25 protein-coding genes and 1 tRNA gene are annotated in these 20,313 nt (G+C 57.5%); 14 read left to right on the top strand and 12 right to left on the bottom strand.

Features of this window, described 5'->3' with window-relative positions; genetic code table 11:
• The first annotated feature begins 53 nt into the window (after positions 1-53).
• The gene (locus tag MHM97_RS21960) at positions 54-935 is read left to right on the top strand and encodes a hypothetical protein (protein WP_239325669.1); all 882 of its coding nucleotides are present in this window, start codon (positions 54-56) and stop codon (positions 933-935) included.
• Positions 936-1,131: 196 nt separating this feature from the next.
• On the opposite strand, the gene MHM97_RS21955 is transcribed toward MHM97_RS21960, so the two are convergent.
• The gene (locus MHM97_RS21955) at positions 1,132-2,265 is read right to left on the bottom strand and encodes a DUF2971 domain-containing protein (RefSeq protein WP_239325668.1); all 1,134 of its coding nucleotides are present in this window, start codon (positions 2,263-2,265) and stop codon (positions 1,132-1,134) included.
• A 41-nt stretch (positions 2,266-2,306) separates the two neighbouring features.
• Between MHM97_RS21955 and MHM97_RS21950 the strand changes: the two genes are divergently transcribed.
• Positions 2,307-2,525 (top strand): hypothetical protein, encoded by a 219-nt coding sequence (locus MHM97_RS21950; RefSeq protein WP_239325667.1) that lies wholly within the window; start codon positions 2,307-2,309, stop codon positions 2,523-2,525.
• Between the two features lie 31 nt (positions 2,526-2,556).
• Here MHM97_RS21950 and MHM97_RS21945 read toward each other — a convergent pair whose 3' ends face one another.
• The 7 genes from MHM97_RS21945 to MHM97_RS21915 form a co-directional block, all read right to left on the bottom strand.
• Positions 2,557-2,799, bottom strand: coding sequence for a hypothetical protein (locus MHM97_RS21945; RefSeq protein WP_239325666.1), 243 nt, complete (start codon positions 2,797-2,799; stop codon positions 2,557-2,559).
• The gene (locus MHM97_RS21940; protein ID WP_239325665.1) at positions 2,796-3,494 is read right to left on the bottom strand and encodes a hypothetical protein; all 699 of its coding nucleotides are present in this window, start codon (positions 3,492-3,494) and stop codon (positions 2,796-2,798) included. The genes MHM97_RS21945 and MHM97_RS21940 overlap by 4 nt, the downstream gene beginning before the upstream one ends.
• Entirely contained in the window at positions 3,491-5,311 is a 1,821-nt protein-coding gene (locus tag MHM97_RS21935; protein ID WP_239325664.1) for a DNA primase family protein, read from the bottom strand. The genes MHM97_RS21940 and MHM97_RS21935 overlap by 4 nt, the downstream gene beginning before the upstream one ends.
• A complete protein-coding gene (locus tag MHM97_RS21930) occupies positions 5,301-6,455 on the bottom strand; it encodes a DUF7146 domain-containing protein (protein ID WP_239325663.1) in 1,155 nt (384 codons plus the stop codon). The genes MHM97_RS21935 and MHM97_RS21930 overlap by 11 nt, the downstream gene beginning before the upstream one ends.
• On the bottom strand, positions 6,452-6,874 hold the full coding sequence (locus MHM97_RS21925) for a hypothetical protein (protein WP_239325661.1): 423 nt from the start codon (positions 6,872-6,874) through the stop codon (positions 6,452-6,454). The genes MHM97_RS21930 and MHM97_RS21925 overlap by 4 nt, the downstream gene beginning before the upstream one ends.
• Before the next feature lie 243 nt (positions 6,875-7,117).
• Positions 7,118-7,339, bottom strand: a complete 222-nt coding sequence (locus MHM97_RS21920; RefSeq protein WP_239325659.1) for a hypothetical protein — start codon at positions 7,337-7,339, stop codon at positions 7,118-7,120.
• Positions 7,332-7,649, bottom strand: coding sequence for a hypothetical protein (locus tag MHM97_RS21915; protein ID WP_239325657.1), 318 nt, complete (start codon positions 7,647-7,649; stop codon positions 7,332-7,334). Before MHM97_RS21915 ends, MHM97_RS21920 begins: the two co-directional genes overlap by 8 nt.
• Before the next feature lie 269 nt (positions 7,650-7,918).
• Between MHM97_RS21915 and MHM97_RS21910 the strand changes: the two genes are divergently transcribed.
• Together MHM97_RS21910 and MHM97_RS21905 are read left to right on the top strand one after the other, a co-directional pair.
• Positions 7,919-8,260 carry a helix-turn-helix domain-containing protein gene (locus MHM97_RS21910; RefSeq protein ID WP_239325655.1) on the top strand — a complete coding sequence of 114 codons (342 nt, stop codon included), beginning with the start codon at positions 7,919-7,921 and terminating at the stop codon, positions 8,258-8,260.
• 604 nt (positions 8,261-8,864) lie between these two features.
• Positions 8,865-9,920, top strand: a complete 1,056-nt coding sequence (locus tag MHM97_RS21905) for a tyrosine-type recombinase/integrase (RefSeq protein ID WP_239325653.1) — start codon at positions 8,865-8,867, stop codon at positions 9,918-9,920.
• Between the two features lie 86 nt (positions 9,921-10,006).
• Here the strand turns inward: MHM97_RS21905 and MHM97_RS21900 are convergent, their stop codons facing one another.
• Positions 10,007-10,750: a hypothetical protein gene (locus MHM97_RS21900; protein WP_239325651.1), complete on the bottom strand. Its 744-nt coding sequence runs from the start codon at positions 10,748-10,750 to the stop codon at positions 10,007-10,009.
• Between MHM97_RS21900 and MHM97_RS21895 the strand changes: the two genes are divergently transcribed.
• Positions 10,740-10,976, top strand: a complete 237-nt coding sequence (locus MHM97_RS21895) for a hypothetical protein (RefSeq protein WP_239325649.1) — start codon at positions 10,740-10,742, stop codon at positions 10,974-10,976. The two genes, MHM97_RS21900 and MHM97_RS21895, sit on opposite strands and share 11 nt — an antisense overlap.
• A gap of 256 nt (positions 10,977-11,232) precedes the next feature.
• On the opposite strand, the gene MHM97_RS21890 is transcribed toward MHM97_RS21895, so the two are convergent.
• A tRNA-Thr gene (locus MHM97_RS21890) sits at positions 11,233-11,307 on the bottom strand.
• Positions 11,308-11,390: 83 nt separating this feature from the next.
• On the opposite strand from MHM97_RS21890, the gene MHM97_RS21885 reads away from it, so the two are divergent.
• From MHM97_RS21885 to MHM97_RS21845, 9 genes are all read left to right on the top strand, one after another.
• Positions 11,391-11,546: a hypothetical protein gene (locus MHM97_RS21885; RefSeq protein WP_239325647.1), complete on the top strand. Its 156-nt coding sequence runs from the start codon at positions 11,391-11,393 to the stop codon at positions 11,544-11,546.
• 5 nt (positions 11,547-11,551) lie between these two features.
• Entirely contained in the window at positions 11,552-12,823 is a 1,272-nt protein-coding gene (gene murA, locus MHM97_RS21880) for a UDP-N-acetylglucosamine 1-carboxyvinyltransferase (RefSeq protein WP_239325645.1), read from the top strand.
• Positions 12,823-13,299, top strand: a complete 477-nt coding sequence (locus MHM97_RS21875) for a DUF2948 family protein (protein WP_239325643.1) — start codon at positions 12,823-12,825, stop codon at positions 13,297-13,299. Before murA ends, MHM97_RS21875 begins: the two co-directional genes overlap by 1 nt.
• Positions 13,296-13,838: a GNAT family N-acetyltransferase gene (locus tag MHM97_RS21870; protein WP_239325640.1), complete on the top strand. Its 543-nt coding sequence runs from the start codon at positions 13,296-13,298 to the stop codon at positions 13,836-13,838. The genes MHM97_RS21875 and MHM97_RS21870 overlap by 4 nt, the downstream gene beginning before the upstream one ends.
• A 73-nt stretch (positions 13,839-13,911) precedes the next feature.
• A complete protein-coding gene (gene hisD / locus MHM97_RS21865; protein WP_239325638.1) occupies positions 13,912-15,216 on the top strand; it encodes a histidinol dehydrogenase in 1,305 nt (434 codons plus the stop codon).
• 281 nt (positions 15,217-15,497) lie between these two features.
• Positions 15,498-15,977: a UPF0262 family protein gene (locus MHM97_RS21860; RefSeq protein WP_239325636.1), complete on the top strand. Its 480-nt coding sequence runs from the start codon at positions 15,498-15,500 to the stop codon at positions 15,975-15,977.
• Positions 15,978-15,980: 3 nt separating this feature from the next.
• Complete coding sequence (locus MHM97_RS21855; RefSeq protein WP_239325634.1) at positions 15,981-16,436, top strand: arsenate-mycothiol transferase ArsC; 456 nt, start codon at positions 15,981-15,983, stop codon at positions 16,434-16,436.
• The gene (locus MHM97_RS21850) at positions 16,437-16,832 is read left to right on the top strand and encodes a ketosteroid isomerase-related protein (RefSeq protein ID WP_239325631.1); all 396 of its coding nucleotides are present in this window, start codon (positions 16,437-16,439) and stop codon (positions 16,830-16,832) included.
• Positions 16,832-17,431, top strand: coding sequence for a GNAT family N-acetyltransferase (locus tag MHM97_RS21845; RefSeq protein ID WP_239325628.1), 600 nt, complete (start codon positions 16,832-16,834; stop codon positions 17,429-17,431). Before MHM97_RS21850 ends, MHM97_RS21845 begins: the two co-directional genes overlap by 1 nt.
• A 581-nt stretch (positions 17,432-18,012) precedes the next feature.
• Here the strand turns inward: MHM97_RS21845 and MHM97_RS21835 are convergent.
• Complete coding sequence (locus MHM97_RS21835; protein WP_239325625.1) at positions 18,013-18,621, bottom strand: acyltransferase; 609 nt, start codon at positions 18,619-18,621, stop codon at positions 18,013-18,015.
• A gap of 56 nt (positions 18,622-18,677) precedes the next feature.
• Positions 18,678-19,790 (bottom strand): aminotransferase class I/II-fold pyridoxal phosphate-dependent enzyme, encoded by a 1,113-nt coding sequence (locus MHM97_RS21830; protein WP_239325622.1) that lies wholly within the window; start codon positions 19,788-19,790, stop codon positions 18,678-18,680.
• Positions 19,791-20,313: the final 523 nt, after the last annotated feature.

Genomic DNA, 20,313 nt, shown 5'->3' with positions numbered 1-20,313 from the left:
GGAACCTATGTGATCACCCACAAGTGAACAGACAGGCGCAAAGGGCAATTTGAATGGAGAAGACTCTCCAGCTTGGACTGTTAGAAAACAGCCATCGCTTTCTGCGCGAAGCCGCAAAAAAAGCACGCTTGGCCGAACAACAATCAGATCAATGGATGTTCGCTGCTTCGGCGCTTGTTCAGTCCGTCGAACTTGCACTTAAAGCTGCCTTAGCCGACATTCATCCCGTCCTAATCTATGAGAACATAGATAATCCGAAACGTTCTGTGACCATCGCAATCGCTATAAGCCGACTAAAAAATAAGAATATCGGTAAATTCGAGTTTACCTCCAAAGATGATAAGCGCCTTAACCGCGCCATAGCGATCAGGAACGAAATCACGCACTCTGATTTCTCCCTCAACTTGTCCCAAGTCGAAGCAAACTTCCATGAGGTTTTCGCATTTCTAGCTGAATTTAATCGGCGCCATCTAGAAACGAACATCGACGAAATCATCGCCCCAGCTGACCTCGCAGCGTTTCTGAGCAACCGAAAACACCATCAAGAGATGTTGTTGCGCGCTCGAACTCGCCTTGAGGATGAAGGCATTGAAGCGCATAATTTGCGAAATTGCAGCTATTGCACGGAAGATACATTCGTCCAAGAGTTCGACGGCTTTCGTTGCTACCTGTGCTATCATCTCGAACCATCAGTACAATGTCAAAACTGTGGGGAAAGATTCTTGGAAGAAGAATTGGAAGATTTCTCTGATGCATTCCAAGCCGACTACTCAGAAGGCCGTTACGACGTGTTCAACAGCTATGGCTATGACTTTCACAAAGCCTGCCCAGAATGCGCTGCTGAAATAAAACAGCGCATATATGAGTTAGAGCAGCAATACTACTATGAACAAATGATGGAAGATGAATACCAAGACCGAGCGCGGGGAACCTAGCAAAACAAGCGTCCTGCGCGTAGCTGCCGTTGGGGGCAGGTCGCAGCATCCGTCAATTTGGGCTCACAGCCGCCTTGCGGCGGCGCGGCAGCCGGGTAGCGGCGAATCCGCACTGGACCCAAGCCGCCAAGTGACGCCAGCCAGCCCGGAGCGGACATAGCTATTGGGTAAGTCGAGCTATAAGTTCCAACAGATACTAAGTTCTGAACGGCGCCTCAGATAGAGCAACCTCCACATCATGATATCCCTCAGCGCTGAGCAAGTTGCGCATCCCGTTGGCCAGCGCCTCCGCCTGTGCCACTGGACCGATAACAACTGATTTAAGAGGAAGCTTTGGGGGAAGTTGCTCTTCATCGGAAAAGGGGGCTGGGTCGTACATGTTAAACGTGTCGGTGAAAGGAACGATCAGACCACCGGAAGCCCGAAACTGCCTCTTTGCAGTTTCTTGTCTAAAGTTTTCCATATTTTCTAATAGTTCTGAGTACACAAGTCGGACTTCTCTCTCATCAGAGAATGCGCGGTGTTTAAAGAAGGATGCAATTTGCAACAAGTGACTAGTCAGATAGTCTGCCGGGGCTAGTTTTGATTCGTCGCTCTTGATCCATGCTACGTCTTTTTGTTCACTTTGTTTCAGGATATCAAAAAATGTCTGGATCAGCCGGACTTGTTTTTCTGGGTCATAGACAACATGATCGAAACGAATGTCGCCCTTGAAGAAACCGAAGCCGTTTGGGTTCGCTTCAAATCCCAACGCTACGGGACCATAGAGCCGAAATTGGCTCAGACTATCAGAATCCGACGAAAAAGAAGTCGTATATATGTTGTAGCGAGAGGAGGGATCTACATCTTCTAAATGCGCCTTCAGCTTGGTCAAAGTGGGCGAGCCAGCGGTATGTGTCTCATCTTCGAGTACAGAGCGAATAACATCAAGACCGTGGGTGATCTCTCGCATATCGTTCAGATAGGCGTAGTCCGTAAAGCGCATACGCCCGGATTGAAGGATCGCCAGAGCGCCATCCGCAGATGTATAATGGAACATTTGATCAAGTTTCACGCTCTCTTTGATCTTATCCGCAAAATAGCCGAAAGGGCGACCCATTTGGAACCAAGTAGGTAGCTTATTGGTTTGCCAGTCGTGATATTCATTTCCATTCAGATCATGCCATGAGACCCTGTGAAAAACCTTGGCCTCCATGCTAGGTGGGGTCCCAGCTTCAACGAAGTCTTCTTGTATACCATGGTCGCAATTCGGCCACGCGCATAAATTAAGATTTCCGAATCCGCCATGAACCGGACAGCTCCAACCTATTGATTGATAATATTTTTTCACAAGAACCCACCTTCTTATGCGAGGCAATCGGAACATAGCGCATGCTGGAAGCACTTTGCAAAGCCCACTTTCTGCGCTTCGCTGCCCCTGGAGCTGACCGCAGCATCAGCCAGGGCTGCCACCGCCTGCTGAACGACGGCTTTCGGGAAAGCTCTCGCGCTCGCAGCAGCGCCTTCGCTGCACCCTGCATGAATGTCGTGATTGGGCTGGAAGGCGTCATTCTCCAAACAAGGTACGCGTTGCGCCGGACAGAGGTGTAAAACGAAGACTTTAAGTCAAGCGCAACCAAGATCACAAAAGCGAAGGCTGACGATCCTCCGGCGTGGGATCCGGCGCCTTGCGGCGGGTGGCCCGCTGCGGCGCCAGTGGATCCTTGGCATCCACCAGCGCCCTGCAGTGGGCGCGCGCCTGGGCTTTGCACCCCTCGGCCGCACAGGTTTTGATCGGGCGCTGAACCGGGATCCCGAGACGGGGCGCGGGGGCAAAGCCAAAGGGTGCCACGGGGGCGTGACAGAAATCACAGGGGTGCATCATGCGGCCACCTGCTTTAGCGCCTGGCCCGTCCACTGGAGCGCGGCAGCTTCCATCATGCCCGGAAAGGACCGGCTGCGCAGGCGCGCCCTTTCGGCGCTAGGTGACATTCGGTGTATCTTGTTCCAGCGCTTCCATTCGTCGGAATCGCGCTCGGGTTCCGCCAGCATATTTGTGGGCGCAAGAGGCCGCAGGTTTCTCAGATACCAGCCCGTTGATTTGTAGGCAGGTTCGCCGAACCAAAACGGCTGCACCAGTTGCGGCCCCGGCAAATCATGCGGCATCCGATCCCGCGCCAAATCATTCATTTCGGGGTTTTCGATGGCGATCCGCTCGATTGGCGCGGTCCAACAGGCGGTAAACACACTGACCCCCAATTCGAACTCCTCCAGCATACTGTCCAGCGTGCGACCCTTGGGCAGCTTCTTTGGTGGCGTCCATTTGCCGGGGCCAGACATCCAGCGGCGGCCGGATCTGCACAGACGGGTGCAAGGCGGATGCATCACAGCCAGCAGATCCCAACCATCATGCAGGATCCCGTCGCGAATATCGCAGCGGATATGGCGATTTGACCCATCCTCGGCCGCCTCCAGATCGCAGGACCAAACGTCATGCCCCAGACGGTCGAAGGCCCGGCGGGCGATCCCTGACGTTTCGCATCCCACAAGGATCTTGAGGCGTTTGACTGGCGCGCTCATTTCCACGCCTCCAGCCGTTCCCGGTACACGTTCAGACGATCCAAAGCGGCATCCTTTAGACGGATCCCGCGATAGACATAGTTGCTGGATTTGACGCGCTCGAATGTCTCGCCATTCGGCCCTTTGACCGCGCCGACCCGCAAAAGCATCTGATTGGATAGGTGGCGCGACGTCCAAGCTGCGTTGCCGTTATCCAGCTGCCACGCGTTGAATGCATCATTCATCACGCGAGCCATCACATCATTCTCGGGGGATCCAGTGATTTCGCACTCATCCTCTAGGAACTGGCGCACAGGGTCACTTGTCAGGCGGTATTCGGCGGTTGCTTCCAAAATGACCTCGGGCGGGCGCAATCCCCCCTGCATCCAGTCCAATGCGCCCTGCACCATCCACGACAGGATCCCATCCCGTTCATCCCACAGTTTTTGCGGCAGGAGGGGATCCACCTCATCCTGCGGGATCTGCTGGAGGAAGGGCACCAACATGATGCGACGCCAAATCCCGTCATCCGCCCCGCGCACCTCGGGTCGATAGTTGCCACCAATGGTCAGCTTGAACTCGGGAACAACCTCTACAAACTCCTGCATCATACGGCGGATCATGATGGCCTCACCGCCGGTCAGAGACTTGATTAGCGCCTCTTTCATCTTCTGACCCTGTTCCGGCTCAGAGGCACGCACGTAGCGGGCACCGGGCAAGCGCACCAAATCAGGAGTAGCGTCGGACCCCTTGCGCTGCTCGGATCCGGTCAGCGTCTCAATCGGGATCGTGGTTCCGTAATCGTCCATAATGCGGCCGATCAGATCCATCAGGGTGGATTTCCCATTCCGGCCCCCACCATAAAAAAACGCCAGTTTTTGCTCGGTGGTCACGCCGGTCAGATTGTAGCCAAACCAGCGCTGCAGAAAGTCACGGATTTCACGGTCTGGCAGGATCCTCTTGAAAAAGGCATGGAAATTTTGACAACTCGCACCCGGGTCATACTTGGCGCGAGCCATTTTGGTGATCATGTCGGCGCGCGCGTGATCCTCCAACGTGACGCGCGGGACCAGCTGCGCCCTTTCGCCCCACTCGGCCGCGTGTTCATCCTCGGCCATACCAAAGCGCAACACGCCGTTTTCAACGCACAGCGCCATTTTATCCGCGTTCAGATCATCAACACGCACAGCCTTGGCTGGTTGCGCCTCCTGCAGCATGTTGGAAATCTTGCTGCTGTTGCCCGAGGATCTGGCGTGATCTCGGTGGCTCTTTTTCAGGCCCGCCAGCGCCTTTTCGGCCGTCACACCTTTTTCGCGGATCCCCTCCAACTCCTCCAGCCGCTCCGCATCGCCCTCGGCCCGATCTTTGACCTTCACGCTGATCAATTTGCGATATTCGGCTTTGACCTCGCGCCAAAGGTCCAGCGCTTCGCGTTGCCAATCATCCAGCGCAACGAACGGAATTTCGTGCAGTATGCGGTCAGAAATTTGCTGCGCGTCCCGGCGCACCAAGATTTCATCCTCATCCGCCTGCCAACGGCGACCATCCCAGCGATACCAGCCGAGGCGCGGCACCCAGACGAAATCCTGCCCAAAATAATGGATAAGGCGTTGCCCGTTGCCGTAGTCAGTCAACGGAAAGCCTGCGCCTTTCGCTTCGGGCTTGTCCTCCAGATAGGCATCATCTGGCGGGTTTTCGTCACAAGGGGGCAGAGGGCTGCCCTGATCATCCTGCGAGACTTCACTGTATGGCGGGGGCATATCGGCAGGCCCATGGCCGCCCATGTCCACCTGTTCAGCCTGCGCAAATGCCTCGCGGATCCCGTTTTCATTCGTCATTCTCTGGGGCCTTTCGCAGCATGTCGTTCAAATCTCGGCCATCCTCGGCCTTCACAATCCAGCCTTTCAGGCCGGGCCGGTGATGTGCGGCCCGGCGCAGACCGGACAGCAGTTTTGCGCGGGTAGATGTGGGGTCGCTGTCACCGTCCTGTAGAAACACCAACCGGGTGATCCCCTCGGGCGGCAGCCATGCCTCGCTGTCCTCAAGATCGGGCTGGCCGCTCCAGCGGATGCCCTGTTCTTTTGCCATCCGGCCGCCCATATTCCCAAGGTCCACACCGGCCCAATACACAGCGTCACGGCGGATCCCGGCCGTCAGTGGCGAGAGTGTGGTCTCAATCCCCTCGCCCATGATCATCAGGCCCGTATCATTGAACCGCGTCAGGCGAATGGCGCCGCCCTTCTTGGATCCGCGCACCAGCTTGGCAGGCCACGGCTTGCCCTTTTCGTCGCACGCACTGCCATCCGGCGCGATCACCCGGCTCTTGTGCCCAACCCGGTCAGGATCCAGAAAGGTTTGATGCACCGCCGTCAGCCGGCCGTTTTGATCTTGGATGGCCGCGATCATGCAAGGGCCACGGAACCAATCGACCACCCCCCGATCTGCAAAATGCTTGCGGTAAGCATGATCCGGCAAGAAACGCAGCGTTGGCGGCCACTCGGGCAGATGGATCCCGCGACCGGACAGATATGCCTCGGCCGCGGTACCTACACCGGGCTGCGCGGCGTGCCAAATTTCGCGGGCATCACGGATCGCCTTGGCGCGCGATCGTGCGGCATACTCCGCCTGTTTGCGTGCCTGCTCCTCGGCCGCTGCGCGACGTCGGGCCAACTCCACTGGATCCGGCTGCATATCTTCCTCACCGGCCAGATAGGACAGCGCCGACTTGAAATCACAACTAAGAACAAACTGCACAAGGGCCAGACCATCACCGCCGCTGGAACACTGGCGGCAGATATAGACACCGCGTGCCGGATTGATCGCAAACCTGTCAGGGTGGCGCTTACCACCATCGCCGCACACCGGGCAGGCCCCCACATGCTCGACACCGGCGCGGCTCAGGCCGCAGATCCCGAGGCGGTGTGCCACGTCCATGATCGGAATGGATTTCGCCAGATCGCGGCGACCATCATCCCGCGTCATGATGACACCGGCGGGGCCACCCCGTCCTCAAATCGGAAATGCTCGGGCGCTTCTAAGCAATAGCCAAGGGTTTTGAATGTGATGATCGTAACCGGCAGGCGGCGCTGTTTCATGACACTGCGCAGCTTCCCGATACAAGAAATCACCTTTTGCGGCGGGGCCCAATCATCCACTGCCCGATCCAACGACCGGGCGGCGATCAGGCTTTGCATCGAAACGATATACCCGCGCCGCGCATCAAGCGCTCGCAGCACCCGCACATCAGCGGGCTGCAGACCAAATCCAAGGCGATGCACACCAGTGAAGAACTCGGGCACCGGGTCCAAGTAGTGACGCAACAGATCAAGCGCATATTCCACGCGCTCCTCGGGCGGTTGCGCCATGACCTCGGCGCGCAGAGGGGCCAACGGATCCCGCATGTCAGCCTCGCCTTGTCCACTGGTGGCACTGCATAGCATCGGCACGCGGGGTCTTTTCGGTGCCAAAATACTCACAGCGAGCGCGATCCGGTTCACCGTCAGACGGACGCAGCTGCCCACGATAATGGGCACACGTCCCACAGATACGCCGCAGCGCCAGGGCACATTGCGGGTGACGGGGGTTTGCATTGGACTGGCGATAGGCTGCAAAGGTTGCAAAACCGCGAGCGTCAAGGGATCCCATCATGTTTTCTCCCTCCGATTGGCCGCAGATTGGGCACGGCGGCGTAAGGGATCATCCGGCAACGTTTCAGGCGCGGCGCGCATCAGGCCAAGATAGGCGCGGGTTATCTGCAACATCATTGCATCAGGCGAGGTTTCAGCCTCCACCGCCATCATGTCCAGCAATCGGCGATCACTGCGCGGCAACTGATCCACCAAGTCCGAGGTGTCTGGATTACACATTGTCCTGCACTCCTTTTGACCGCGCCAAACGGATGGCACCCAAACGGGGCAGGACTTTACCCTGATCATGCGCGGCTTCATGTAGTTTGCACGTTAAAACGTTCGCTGTGTCCATATTGATCCCGCGCGTCGGATCGCTCAGGAATGTCCGCAGCGTGTTCGGCCCCATTTCGACCGATACGGCCAGCGACCGTGCCGACACATCAAGCACCCCGAGACAATCCTGCACCCAAGCACGAAATTCGGTGGATTTGGGAATAATCGCGGGTGCGACCTGCGGCGATTGAGGGCTGGAATTCCTTACCTGCATTGTATGCTCCTTTCAGAACCGGGCGATTTAGCCCCAACATGTAGTCTATAAATTGCATTGCACACATTAATGTGCGCAGCAAGAACTAAACCTAGGAGGGCTGCACGATTTTGTGCAACATGCCCGCAATAAAAAGAAAATCCTTGAAGTGCGGCACAATCTAATGCCTTAACTGCTATGCACACAAAATAGTGCATAGCAGAGGGCCACCAGCGTTGCGATTCGCGCTGGCAGCATTGGAAAACCGAACACATAAAACGGATAAAATAATGGAAAGCAAAGACGCGAAGGCCGATCCGCGTGTTGACATTGCCCGGAAAAATCTTCGGATGGCTGCGGCCCTGAAAGATATGAACCTCTCGGAAGTTTCCCGCCAGGCTGGGATGTCACGCAACGGCCTTAGCCAGTTTATTTCAGGTCGAACAACCCTTTCATATGCCAACATGCTCCGCGTCTGCGACGTGCTGGGCGTACCGATCAGCCTAGTTCATAGGGCTGACGCGATCACAGAGGCAAAAATTAGGCTTCACCGTACACTTGAGCGTTTGCCAGATCATCTAACTCAGCGCGCTCTTGAGATTGCCCGCGAAGAGACCGGCGGGGCGCATTAGCCGCCGCCTCCAAAGCCTCCAAGCGATCAGCAATACGGTGCAATGCCTGTTCGTCCTGGCCCTCCAGCTCCTTCCATAACTTATCAATATCGGCGCTGTTCATTATTCATTTCCTTAATCTAGTTGCCGGACCACTCAGCCCGCCCCTAACCACCGTCCCAATCGTTAGACCGCCGCAATCCGCGTTTGCAATGTTTTTTTAACTTGTCGATGCACTTTTTTGTGTGCTACGCAAGTTGCACACAAAAAAGATCAGGGCACGCTATGACAGACAATGAGCCGGAAAACCTGCGCCTCAAGATTGCTCGCGTCGGTTTGGTAACAACTGAATGGCTGGGCGGACTATGCATTGCCGCAGCCATAGCCGTGATCATCGGGAAGCACACGGGGCTACTATGACAGATCAGCCGACACCGACCGCAGAACTTCTATCCACCCCCGAGGCCGTGGCTCACCTGGCAAGCCTTGGCGTGAGAACATCGCGCCGCAAGCTGGATGACCTCAGAGCGCAAGGGAAATTACCATATGTTGCCGCCCACGGCCGGGTGCGGATCCTGTACCGGAAAGAGGATCTGCGCGCCGCCTTCTTAGAGGACAAAATCACATGCCCCTCAAACTCTCAAAGCGCACGAAAAACGGCCCGTACTACGCACGGGGCACCGTCGCCGGACACAAGATTTTTGAAAGCACTGGACTTAGCAACAAAAGGCAAGCCGAAGCATGGGCGATCCGCAAAGAGCATCAAATCCTCGAACGTCACGCCCTTGGCAGCAAGGCAACGCTGACCTTTGCCGAGGCGGCGCATGACTACATGATGACAGGCGGGGACACGCGGTTTCTCGAAAAGATCCTGCTGCACCTCGGCCCGGATCAGCTGGTGTCGAGCATCGACAACCACTTCTTGCTGCAGCTGGCGGAAACGCTCTATCCAGACGGATCGGCCGCGACCAAAAACCGGCAGGTGATCACGCCGGTCAGCGCGATCATCAACATGGCGGCCGACAATGGCAAAGCTGATCACCGCCGCTTTCGCAGGCTCAAGGCCAAAGGTGCGAGAACGCGATGGCTGACCCCAGAAGAATTTGAGGCGCTGTGCGATCAGGCTCCGCCGCACCTTAAAGTGATCCTGACCTTTATGATCGGGACCGGCTGCCGAACCTCCGAAGCCCTCGCCGCAGATGTGCGCTATTGGCACGCCTCGACCGGGGAAATCTGGCTGCCCGAGACAAAGAACGGCCACGCCCGCATGGTACAAATGCCGCAGCGTGCGCGGGATCTTATCGTGTCGCACGGGGTGCCGCGATCCGGTGCCCTACTGCGCAACCACAAGGGCCACCCCTATGTGGCACGCGAGAACAGCGGCGGGCATATCAAGAAAGCCTTTTGCAACGCCCGCGAGAATGCCCGGCTTGGGGCAGACGTTACCCCGCACGTCCTGCGCCACACATGGGCCACGTGGTTCTATGCGTCCACCCGCGACTATGGGCGGCTGCTGGACCTTGGAGGCTGGCGCACCAGCAGCACCGCAGAGCGCTACCGCAAACTTGCGCCCTCAGATCTTGGCGACCGGCTCAAGGTTTACGGTTGGGATTTTTCACGGCTGGGCGACCAAATGCCAAAGCCCGACGAACGCCGCGAGACTATGAGGGCGGTCGTCTGAGCGACGGGCTGAATGTTGAGCGGTCAGCACGACAGGTAACCAGGCGTAGCGTAGGGCATGTGAATTTGACGATGCACTAATGGATGTTAGCACCAATCAGGACCATCATAGTCATCCGGTGGTTCAATACCATCCCACAGCGCTGCGATTTCGGCACAGGAGTCAGTAACATCCTGACGAAATCGCGTGTGAGAAGCACTCGCTTTTACAGCATTGTGCTCTGCTAGATCGACCGCCATGCACAACCTTGGCAAAGGCTCCATCTGACCGCCCTCCAACGCCCATAGAAGAAGACCCGCAGCATTCGCCAGTTCTTTACTGACCGACGAACGATCAGCGCCAAATGCATACTTCAGTATCAACCCACCAGCGAATGTGGTTCCCTTGTGATCCTGTGTAAGCGCGGCGTCCATTGAGACGTTAAGCTTTACCCCGCTAATTCTTACCGAAAGGTTCTTCGGCGCGGGAGCAATGACGTATTTCCTGAACGATTTTTGCTTGAATGTTTCCTGAAAGGCTCGAACAGCTTGAGCTGATCTGAGAGCTTCACTCTTATGCCAGCCGCTTTCCCTTCTCGCTTTGGCATCCATACGATCAGCCAGAACGCCAAGGTCACTATGACCGAAATCTGACTTGAACAGCGACTTCTTGAGCGCGTCCCGAACCTGAGAGTACGCCGCGATTTCAACCTTCTTCGGGAACTTCGCGGACCTAATCACGCGTCCTCTCTGTGTCGCGTTAGAGGTAGCCAAGTATTGAGAAATATGATTCACCGAAAACTGTGGACGACGATTAAACCTATAGTTGGGATCTGAAATCATGGATGACATTACTCTGGTTGCACAACTAGACAGTGACACGACGCTATACGTGTCTCCCATGCATGACCAGATGTATGATGAGTTTGTAGATGCGGATAACCTCGGCGGACCGCAGGGCTATTTCATCGCAAGAGAGCGACGTAACCAATTTGAGATATTGGGGAAAGCCGCAAACCTTGATGCGGCGCGAGAGATATTCGGCATGCTTACCTCAGCCTACCGTTCGGCTCGCTGAGTAGACAAGCACCACTAGCAAGTGGTGCGCTGCACGATTTCAACATCAACGCCCAAAACCTTGCGAATCGATATTTTCTCATGGGCGATCAAGGGCCGGAATCGCACGAACTAGTTGCACGCGATTTGCACACAATCGCTGTTGAACGTCGGGGAAAACAGGTGCAAACCGTGCGTTGCACGTTAACGTGTACACCCCAAGGAGAAAGAAATCTATCGAAAAGCCATTTCTTTTCAATGCGCTAATTGTCGTGAAATGGTGCTGCTGGAGAGAATTGAACTCTCGACCTCTCCCTTACCAAGGGAGTGCTCTACCTCTGAGCTACAGCAGCGCCGTGAAGGGGCTTCTATGCATATTCGCTGAAGAGCGCAAGAGGATCTGGACGGTTTTTTTGGACTAAGTTAGACACTCTCTATGGCAGACAAAAAGAAACCCTCCGGCAACCGATCCGAGGCCGCTCGCGAGGACCGCCTGAAAGCGGCCCTGAAGGCGAATATGGCCCGGCGCAAGGCGCAAGCCAAGGCACGGTCCGCACAAAAAGACGACGCCCCGGGCGACGCAAAAGGATAGAGCAGATGGATTCGATTCTGGTAACTGGCAACGGCCCGCTGAACGGAGTGATTCCGATTGCCGGGGCCAAGAACGCGTGCCTGACGCTGATGCCCGCCACATTGTTGAGCGAAGACCCGCTGACGCTGACCAACGCGCCACGCCTCAGCGACATCCGTACCATGACCGCGCTGCTGCAATCGCTGGGCGCAGAGGTGTCCGCGTTGCAGGAGGGCCAGGTGTTGGCCATGTCGAGCCATGGTCTCGACAACCACACGGCGCATTACGATATCGTCCGCAAGATGCGCGCCTCGATCCTCGTGCTGGGGCCGATGCTGGCGCGTGAAGGTCACGCGGTCGTCTCACTGCCGGGCGGCTGTGCCATTGGCGCGCGCCCCGTTGATCTGCACCTCAAGGCACTCGAAGCGCTTGGCGCGGAAATGGATCTGCGTGATGGTTACGTGCACGCCAAGGCCCCCGGTGGGCGGCTCAAGGGCGGCACTGTCGACTTCCCCATCGTATCGGTCGGGGCGACCGAAAACGCGCTGCTGGCCGCGACCCTGGCGAAAGGGACCACGGTTCTGAAGAATGCCGCACGGGAACCCGAAATCATCGATCTGGCCGAATGCCTCATCAAGATGGGTGCCCAGATCGAGGGCCACGGCACCAGCACCATAACCATTCAGGGCGTTGATCGGCTGAACGGGGCAACGCACCCGGTGGTCACCGACCGGATTGAACTGGGCACCTATATGCTGGCGCCCGCGATCTGCGGCGGCGAGGTGGAACTGCTGGGTGGTCGGCGCAATCTGCTGGAGGCCTTCTGCGCCAAGCTCGAAGAGGCCGGCGTGGAGATCTCGGAAACCGATGCGGGCCTGAAAGTGAGCCATAAATCTGGCCGCGTTAAAGCCGTCGATGTGGTCACGGAGCCCTTCCCCGGCTTTCCGACCGACCTGCAAGCGCAGATGATGGCATTGATGTGCACCGCCGAGGGTGAATCGGTGCTGGAAGAAAAGATCTTCGAGAACCGTTTCATGCACGCCCCGGAGCTGATGCGGATGGGGGCACAGATTGATGTCCATGGCGGCACCGCCAAGGTCACCGGCGTTGAGCGCCTGAAGGGGGCGCCCGTGATGGCGACGGATCTGCGCGCCTCCGTATCGCTGATCCTTGCAGGGCTGGCGGCAGAAGGTGAAACGCGCGTCAGCCGGGTCTATCACCTGGATCGCGGTTATGAACATGTGGTGCGCAAGCTCTCTGCGGTTGGTGCCAAGATCGAACGCATCAAGGAAGACTGATGTCCGATGCCAGCTTTGAAGACGGCCGCGAACGCCCCCTGAACCTCGGTGCCTATGAGGCTGAGGATCTGGAGGTCATCTCCTCGCTTGTTCAGGACGCGGTGTTTCCTGTCACGGAAATGAGCTGGCGCGCCTCTGCGCGCCGCTTCGCCATTCTATTGAACCGGTTTCGCTGGGAAGGCCGCGTCGCAGCCGAGCGTCGTGGGCGTGCCTATGAGCGGGTACAATCTGTGCTGGTTGCCGAAAACGTCCTGAACGTGGCCTCTCAGGGGATTGATCGCACCGACAAGGATATGATCCTGTCGGTGCTGTCGATCACCTTTGAGCCGGGCGAAGATGGCGCCGGGCATCTGTTGCTGACGCTCGCCGGGGACGGGGCAATCCGCCTGTCCGTGGAAGCACTTGAGGTCACGCTCAAGGACGTGACACGCCCCTACCGCGCACCGTCCAAACACATGCCACAGCACGATACATGACACCACGCGCACTCTCGAAGGGGGATGTCGTCGCCCTTCGCCGCCTGTGGCTGGATGGGCTTGAGCGCTTCCCAAGGGCGTTCCTGCTCACGCCCGCAGAAGCGCGCGCAACCTCTGATGCCACATTGGCAACCGGATGCGAGGCGGGGCAGTACTGGGGAGCCTTTATCGGAACGGAACTTGCGGGATTTGCAAAGATACGCCCGGGTGGGTCCGAGCGATTGCGCCACACGTGTGATCTCGGCCCGCTCTATGTCGCTCCGGAATATCAAGGCAAGGGCATTGCGCGCGCACTCATGTCCGCAGTCATTCAACACGCGCAATCACTGAATCTGAAACAGATGGAGCTGTGCGTAGATCAACAGAATGCAGCAGCGATCAGGCTCTATCGCGCTTGCGGTTTTGTGCCTTTTGGGATGCGCCCACGATCAGTGATCCTCGACGGCGAAGCACGCCACGACCTTCTCATGATCCGCATGTTGGATGCGGCCATTGATCCCGAACGAATTGCGCAAATGGCGCGCGCCGCTGTTGACTGAATTCAACCTGCTGCCAATCAAACTTGAGGCAGACGCACAGGCAGGGTAAGGCTCCGCACAAAGGAGTGCCGTAATGCCCGTATTTCTGACCTCTTCCGATGCCGACTTCGAACAGTCCTTCACCGCGCTGCTCGGCGCAAAGCGTGAGGACAGCCCGGATGTGGACGCAATTGTTGCAGATATCATTGCTGACGTGCGCCACCGGGGGGATGCCGCGCTGCTGGAGTTGACGGAAAAGTTCGACCGGCTCGCCCTCAAGGATGCAGATGCGCTGCGGATTTCGGCAGCGGAGGTCGATGCGGCCATCGCAACTGTATCGGACGCAGAGCGCAGCGCACTCGAACTCGCGGCCGACCGTATTCGCGCCTATCATGCCGAGCAGATGCCCGAGAACAAGACCTGGACCGATGCGAGCGGTGCAACGCTGGGTTGGCGCTGGTCGGCGGTGTCTGCGGCGGGGCTCTATGTGCCCGGTGGTCTGGCAAGCTACCCGTCGTCCGTGTTGATGAACGCCATTCCGGCCAAGGTTGCAGGTGTCGAGCGCCTCGCGGTGACCGTGCCGACCCCGGACGGGCAGATCAATCCGCTGGTTCTGTTGGCCTGCCGCATTTCCGGCGTGGACGAAATCTACCGCGTGGGGGGCGCGCAGGCCGTGGCCGCGTTGGCCTATGGCACCGACACCATCTCCCCTGTCGACAAGATCACCGGCCCCGGCAATGCCTTTGTCGCGGCGGCCAAGCGTCGTGTGTTTGGCAAGGTCGGCATCGATATGATTGCGGGGCCTTCGGAAATCCTTGTGATTGCCGACAAGGACAACAACCCCGACTGGATCGCGCTCGACCTTCTGAGCCAGGCCGAACATGACGAGAGCGCACAATCCATTCTGATCACGGATGATGCAGACTTCGGCAAGGCCGTCGCGGCTGCGGTGGACAAACGGCTGGAAACGCTGGACCGCCGCGCCATCGCGGGCATCAGCTGGCGCGATTTTGGTGCCGTCATCGTGGTGCGGGATCTGGATGAGGCGGCCGCGCTGTCCAACCGGATTGCCCCGGAGCATCTGGAGCTGTGCGTCGCCGATCCCCAATCGCTGAGCGAGAAAACCATCCATGCCGGTGCGATCTTTATGGGGCAATATACTCCGGAGGCAATCGGCGACTATGTCGGCGGCCCCAACCACGTCCTGCCCACCGCCCGTTCAGCCCGGTTTTCCTCCGGCCTGTCGGTGATGGATTTCATCAAGCGCACCACGCTCAGCCAGATGACCCCGGATGCGCTGCGCGCGATCGGACCCGCGGCTGCGACGCTGGCAGAGAGCGAAAGCCTCGAAGCGCATGGTTTGTCGGTGCTAGCGCGGCTTGAGGCACTCAACCAATAAAACAGCTAAGGCTCAGCGCGGAGGGCTGCCCTCCGCCGCGCTGAGCCTGTTGCTGGCCGAAACCCTTGAGTTTCGGGCATGTCACGATGAAACCCACTCAGGGTTAACAGAATGTTGACGCCAAGGCGCGACAGCGTGCCTTTTGCTCCTCCCCGCCTGAATTAACGCAGCGATGACGTCACACTTGCGCAATGATTGCGCAGGGTCAGCCCGTCCGCGCGATTGTGCGAGACGGAGCGATCCGCTAGGTCATGAAGGGAGACAGTACTGGGACCAGAGCCATGAGCCGGATCAGCCAAATTGAACTAGACGATCGCAACCTGCCGCCGCCAACGCCGGAGATCGAGCAGGAACGCAAAGTCGCGATATTCGATCTGATCGAGGACAATAGCTTTGTGCTGCCCAACCGCGAAGAGCGCGACACGCCGGAGGGGCCGTATCACCTCGCATTGTCGATCCGCGAAAAACGTCTGGTGTTCGACGTCCAGACCGAAGGCGGCGACAAGGCGGCGGAGTTCCACCTGTCGCTGTCGCCGTTTCGTCAGGTGGTCAAGGATTACTACCAGATCTGCGAAAGCTACTTCACCGCTGTCAAAACCCTCCCCCCCAGCCAGATCGAAACCATCGATATGGCCCGCCGGGGCATCCACAACGAAGGCAGCCGCGTCCTGCAAGAGCGCCTTGAAGGCAAAGCGGAGGTGGATACGGATACCGCCCGTCGCCTGTTCACCCTGATCTGCGTTCTGCACTTCGGAGGCTGATGCGTGACGGAGCTGCCGCAGTCCATTTTGTTCTGCTGTGACCACAACGCGGTCCGATCCCCGATGGCCGAGGGGATCATGAAAAAACTCTATGGCACCGGAACCTATGTGCAATCCGCCGGGGTCAAGAACGACCTGGAGATTGACGGGTTTTGCATTGCAGTCTGTCAGGAGATCGACGTGGAGCTGTCCCGGCATCGCTCGCGCTCCTTTGACGAGATGGAGCAATGGGGCGATGACATCTCTTCGTATGATCTGGTGATTGCGCTTTCGCCGGCGAGCCAGCGCCGCGCATTGGAACTCACCCGTTTTTTTCACCTCGATGTCGAATATTGGCCAATTATGGACCCAACTGGGCTCGGCGAGTCACGGAATGCCAAGTTAGAGAGCTACAGGCAAACCCGAGACCAGATCCTCGAGCGGCTGATTGCACGCTGGGGCAACCCGACGGAGACATAAATGAACGACACGATCGCGCGCTATTTCAACGCCTTCAACGCCGGTGACACCGATGGCATGCTTGCCTGCCTCGCCGATGATGTGGCCCATCACGTCAACGAGGGGAATATCCGTGTCGGCAAAGAAAAATTCGCCGAGTTCTGTGCGCATATGAGCCACTGCTACCGTGAAGAGCTGACCGACATGGTCATCTTCGCCACCCCGGACGCGACACGAGCGGCGGCGGAATACACCGTAAATGGCACCTACTTGCAGACCGATGAGGGCCTGCCCGACGCGCGCCAGCAGACTTACAAACTGCCCGCCGGGTCGTTTTTCAATCTGCGCGATGGCCTGATCACCCGCGTCACCACCTACTACAACCTCTCTGACTGGATCAAACAGGTCTCTGCCTGATGGTCCTGCGGATTGAACCCCTGACCGGCGCGGCATTGGAGGCCGCGCTGGACGATGTGGCACGCCTGCGGATCGAGGTGTTTCGCGCCTGGCCCTATCTCTATGATGGCGATCTCGCTTACGAGCGTGAGTACTTGCAGAGCTATCGCGACAGCGCAGGCGCGGTGGTTGTCGGCGCATTTGATGGGGATCGCCTGGTCGGAGCGGCAACCGGAACCCCCTTGACCGATCACGCGGATGACTTTGCCGCCGCTTTTGCAGGCAGCGGGCTGGATCTGAGGGAGATCTTCTATTGCGCAGAGTCGGTTCTGCTTCCGGCCTATCGTGGTCAGGGCGCAGGGCATGGTTTCTTTGACCTGCGCGAGGCGCATGCTCTCGCGCTCGGGTTTTCCAAATCGGCCTTCTGTAGCGTCCTGCGCCCCGACACCCATCCGCTGCGCCCACGCGACTATGCGCCGCTTGATCCATTCTGGCAGAAACGCGGATATGTGCCCCTGCCCGGCGTCAGGGCGGCATTCTCCTGGAAAGACATAGATCAGGCCGACGAGACAAAAAAGGATCTGCAATTCTGGATACGAGACCTGCCGGCGCGCGCATAGCCCTCGCCCGCGCGTCAAGTCAGCGATACTCCAGACCCCGAGACGCACCCCGAAGCACGCCAGACCAGGCTCGCCGTGGTCTGGCAGTCAACATTTCAGGTCCGACGTTTCAACTCTGCTGCCGGATTTCCGACAACTGTCGTATTCGGGGGCACGCTCTTGGTGACGACTGCCCACATACCAACCACGGTCCCAGCCCAGATGGTATTGGCGTCACATATGATAGACGTCAGCGCAAAACTGGAAAATCGCTCACAATTCTCGCCCTGAAGACGCTGGTGAATGTCTCTGCGCGCCACCGTTGATCCTATGGCAATGTGGTAGAATTTCTCATCACAATCCAGGTCAAGAACGTCAGCTTCGCTGATACAGTGATGGCCGTTGACAAGATCGTTCTGAGGATCAGTTTCGAAAATGCAGAGGTGGATCTCTTGCCCCGGAGTGGATATATGTGACATTTTGAAATTGTGATGCGTTCAGCGCACCGGGCAGACGGCGTCAGTTGTTGCGTCCCCCCTTAGGCCTAAATGGGCCTGTTTGCTCTTTCGGTCTTTCTTGAATGCCGAAGCGCCTGATTGCCTCTACAGAACCGGCAGTACGCGCCCTCTTGCTTGCAAAAGCTCTTCTTCCTGCTGCAGCAAGGCCTTGCTGCGTTCTTTTAGCCTGCGTGCAGGTGCACCGCAATAAACCCCCCAAGGTTCCAAGGGCTTGTTCACCAAAGACAGCGCACCAATGGATGCGCCGTCGCCGATTGATGCACCGGGCAGCACGACGCTTCCTGAGCCGATGATAACATGTTTTCCGATGTCGACAGCTGCAGTTGTGACATTCAGGAATGCACGTGGGACTGTCGGGTTGGTGAGGCAGTCTCCGGAGTAGTCGTCACTCACAGAATAGATGCGCACGCCCTGAGACAACCCGCTGAAGTCGCCCAACCTGATACCGCCGGAGCACGTGAGGTGGCAGTACCCTCCGATGTGGATGTAACTGCCGATGGTGAGGTCGCCAGTTGCACAAGCCAGGGTGGCCCCACCATCTATGCGTACATTGTCTCCGATAGAGATGTTTTCCAAACCAAGGATCGTGCAGTTTTTGGCGATCTGTACATCCTGACCAACATGTTTGAACCCCATACCTTGGAGCTCACTGGAAGAGTAGAATCCTGGATTAAATGGGTTGGCCTTTGTCACAGCTCTTCATCCTGCCAATCTAAACCGGGAACTGCCGCGCCCATGAAAATCCCAGTTCATGACACGCTCCGCATCTGTGCACTCACATAGGGCGATGTCCGCCCGATGACCTGCCCTGACAACACCTGGCATACCTCACGCACCACGCTGATCGCCTCGCGTGGCATATTCGGACCGGTGGGCAAGACAATCACCCGTTCGGCGAGATCCTCCGTAACCGGCAAAGAGCGCCCGGCGTTGGGCTGTAGTGAGCGATATGGCTCCATGCGATGGCAGCCCGGCCAGAAGTACTTACGTGCAAGGATGTTTTCTGCAGTGAGCGCATCGAGGACCTCATCCCGGGTGCGAGGAAAGCTGGCGTCGATCTCCAGCACCACATACTGGTGATTGCGCTCCTCATCTGGCGTAACCGGGGTCAACCGAAGCCCGGCAATATTCTCCAGCGCATTCGAATATGCAGCGTGACGTGCCTTATTGGTGGCCATGACGGCGTCCACGGCATCCAGATTGACCAATCCCATTGCGGCGTTCACTTCCGTCATTTTGCCGTTGGTTCCTGGGTGGATGACCTTATCCTGACCGGCAAATCCAAAGTTGCGCATCAGGCGGAGCTGATCTGCTAGCGCGTCATCATTGGTGGTGACCGCCCCGCCCTCTATCGTGTTAAAGAACTTGGTGGCATGGAAACTGAATACCTCGGCGTCTCCAAAGCCGCCGATACGCTGACCATCATATGAACAGCCAAAGGCATGCGCCGCATCAAAGACAAGCTTCAGGCCATGCTCCTGTGCAATCTTTTGCAATACGGCAATGTCACAGGTTCCGCCCCAGAGGTGCGTGGCAACGATTCCGGTTGTGCGCGGCGTGATCGCCCTGCGAACGGCCTCGGGGTCGATGCAATGATCCTGCCGACGAACGTCAGCGAAAACTGGGTGCAACCCTTGCCAGGATACGGCGTGCGCGGTGGCAACAAAGGTGTAGGAGGGAACGATCACCTCGCCAGACATTCCAACCGCGCGAATTGCCACCTCCAGCGCGATGGTTCCGTTACACATGGCTACACAGTGCCGGACGCCTAGATATTCGGCGATCCTGCTCTCCAGTTCACACACCAGCGGGCCATTGTTCGTCAGCCAGTTCCGCTCCAGAATATCATCGACATACCACATGAACTTGTCCCGGTCGGCGATATTTGGGCGCCCGACATGGGTTGGGTGCTCTAGCGCAGGGGGCGCTCCATTTACGGCCAGATCGGTCTCTGTGCGGATTATCTTTCGCGTCATCGGCTATGTCTCGCTCTCGCTGGGCGACTGGCCCAGAGTTCGCCAAGTTTCTCCTTGGCCATAGCAAACGTAACGCAGAGTTGGTTAAAAAGACTTGAACCGTTCAATTGGACGATCTCACCTTCGGCTGGATGCCCATGTCCTTTTAACGTACTCCGCTGAAATGTCCGCAGCTTGAAGGTGATTCAACTCGAATTGACCACCGCTTCCGGCGTGATTTTATACAATTCGGCAATCGACCTGTGCCGCGGGTTTCCGGCGGCATTCGGCCGGGCTTATTCTGTCACTGTGTTTTGGAGGTTGAGGCTGTTGCGAACTAAAGAAGCCGCCCATTTGGCGGCTGTAACGTCTTTATATTTATATGTAATTTGGTTGCGGGAGTAGGATTTGAACCTACGACCTTCAGGTT

Origin of the sequence: Epibacterium sp. Ofav1-8, assembly GCF_022348185.1 — a bacterium.
Taxonomy (GTDB): Bacteria; Pseudomonadota; Alphaproteobacteria; order Rhodobacterales; family Rhodobacteraceae; genus Epibacterium.
The sequence above is the reverse complement of the archived record's forward strand: the minus strand, read 5'-3'. Positions and strand labels throughout refer to the sequence as shown.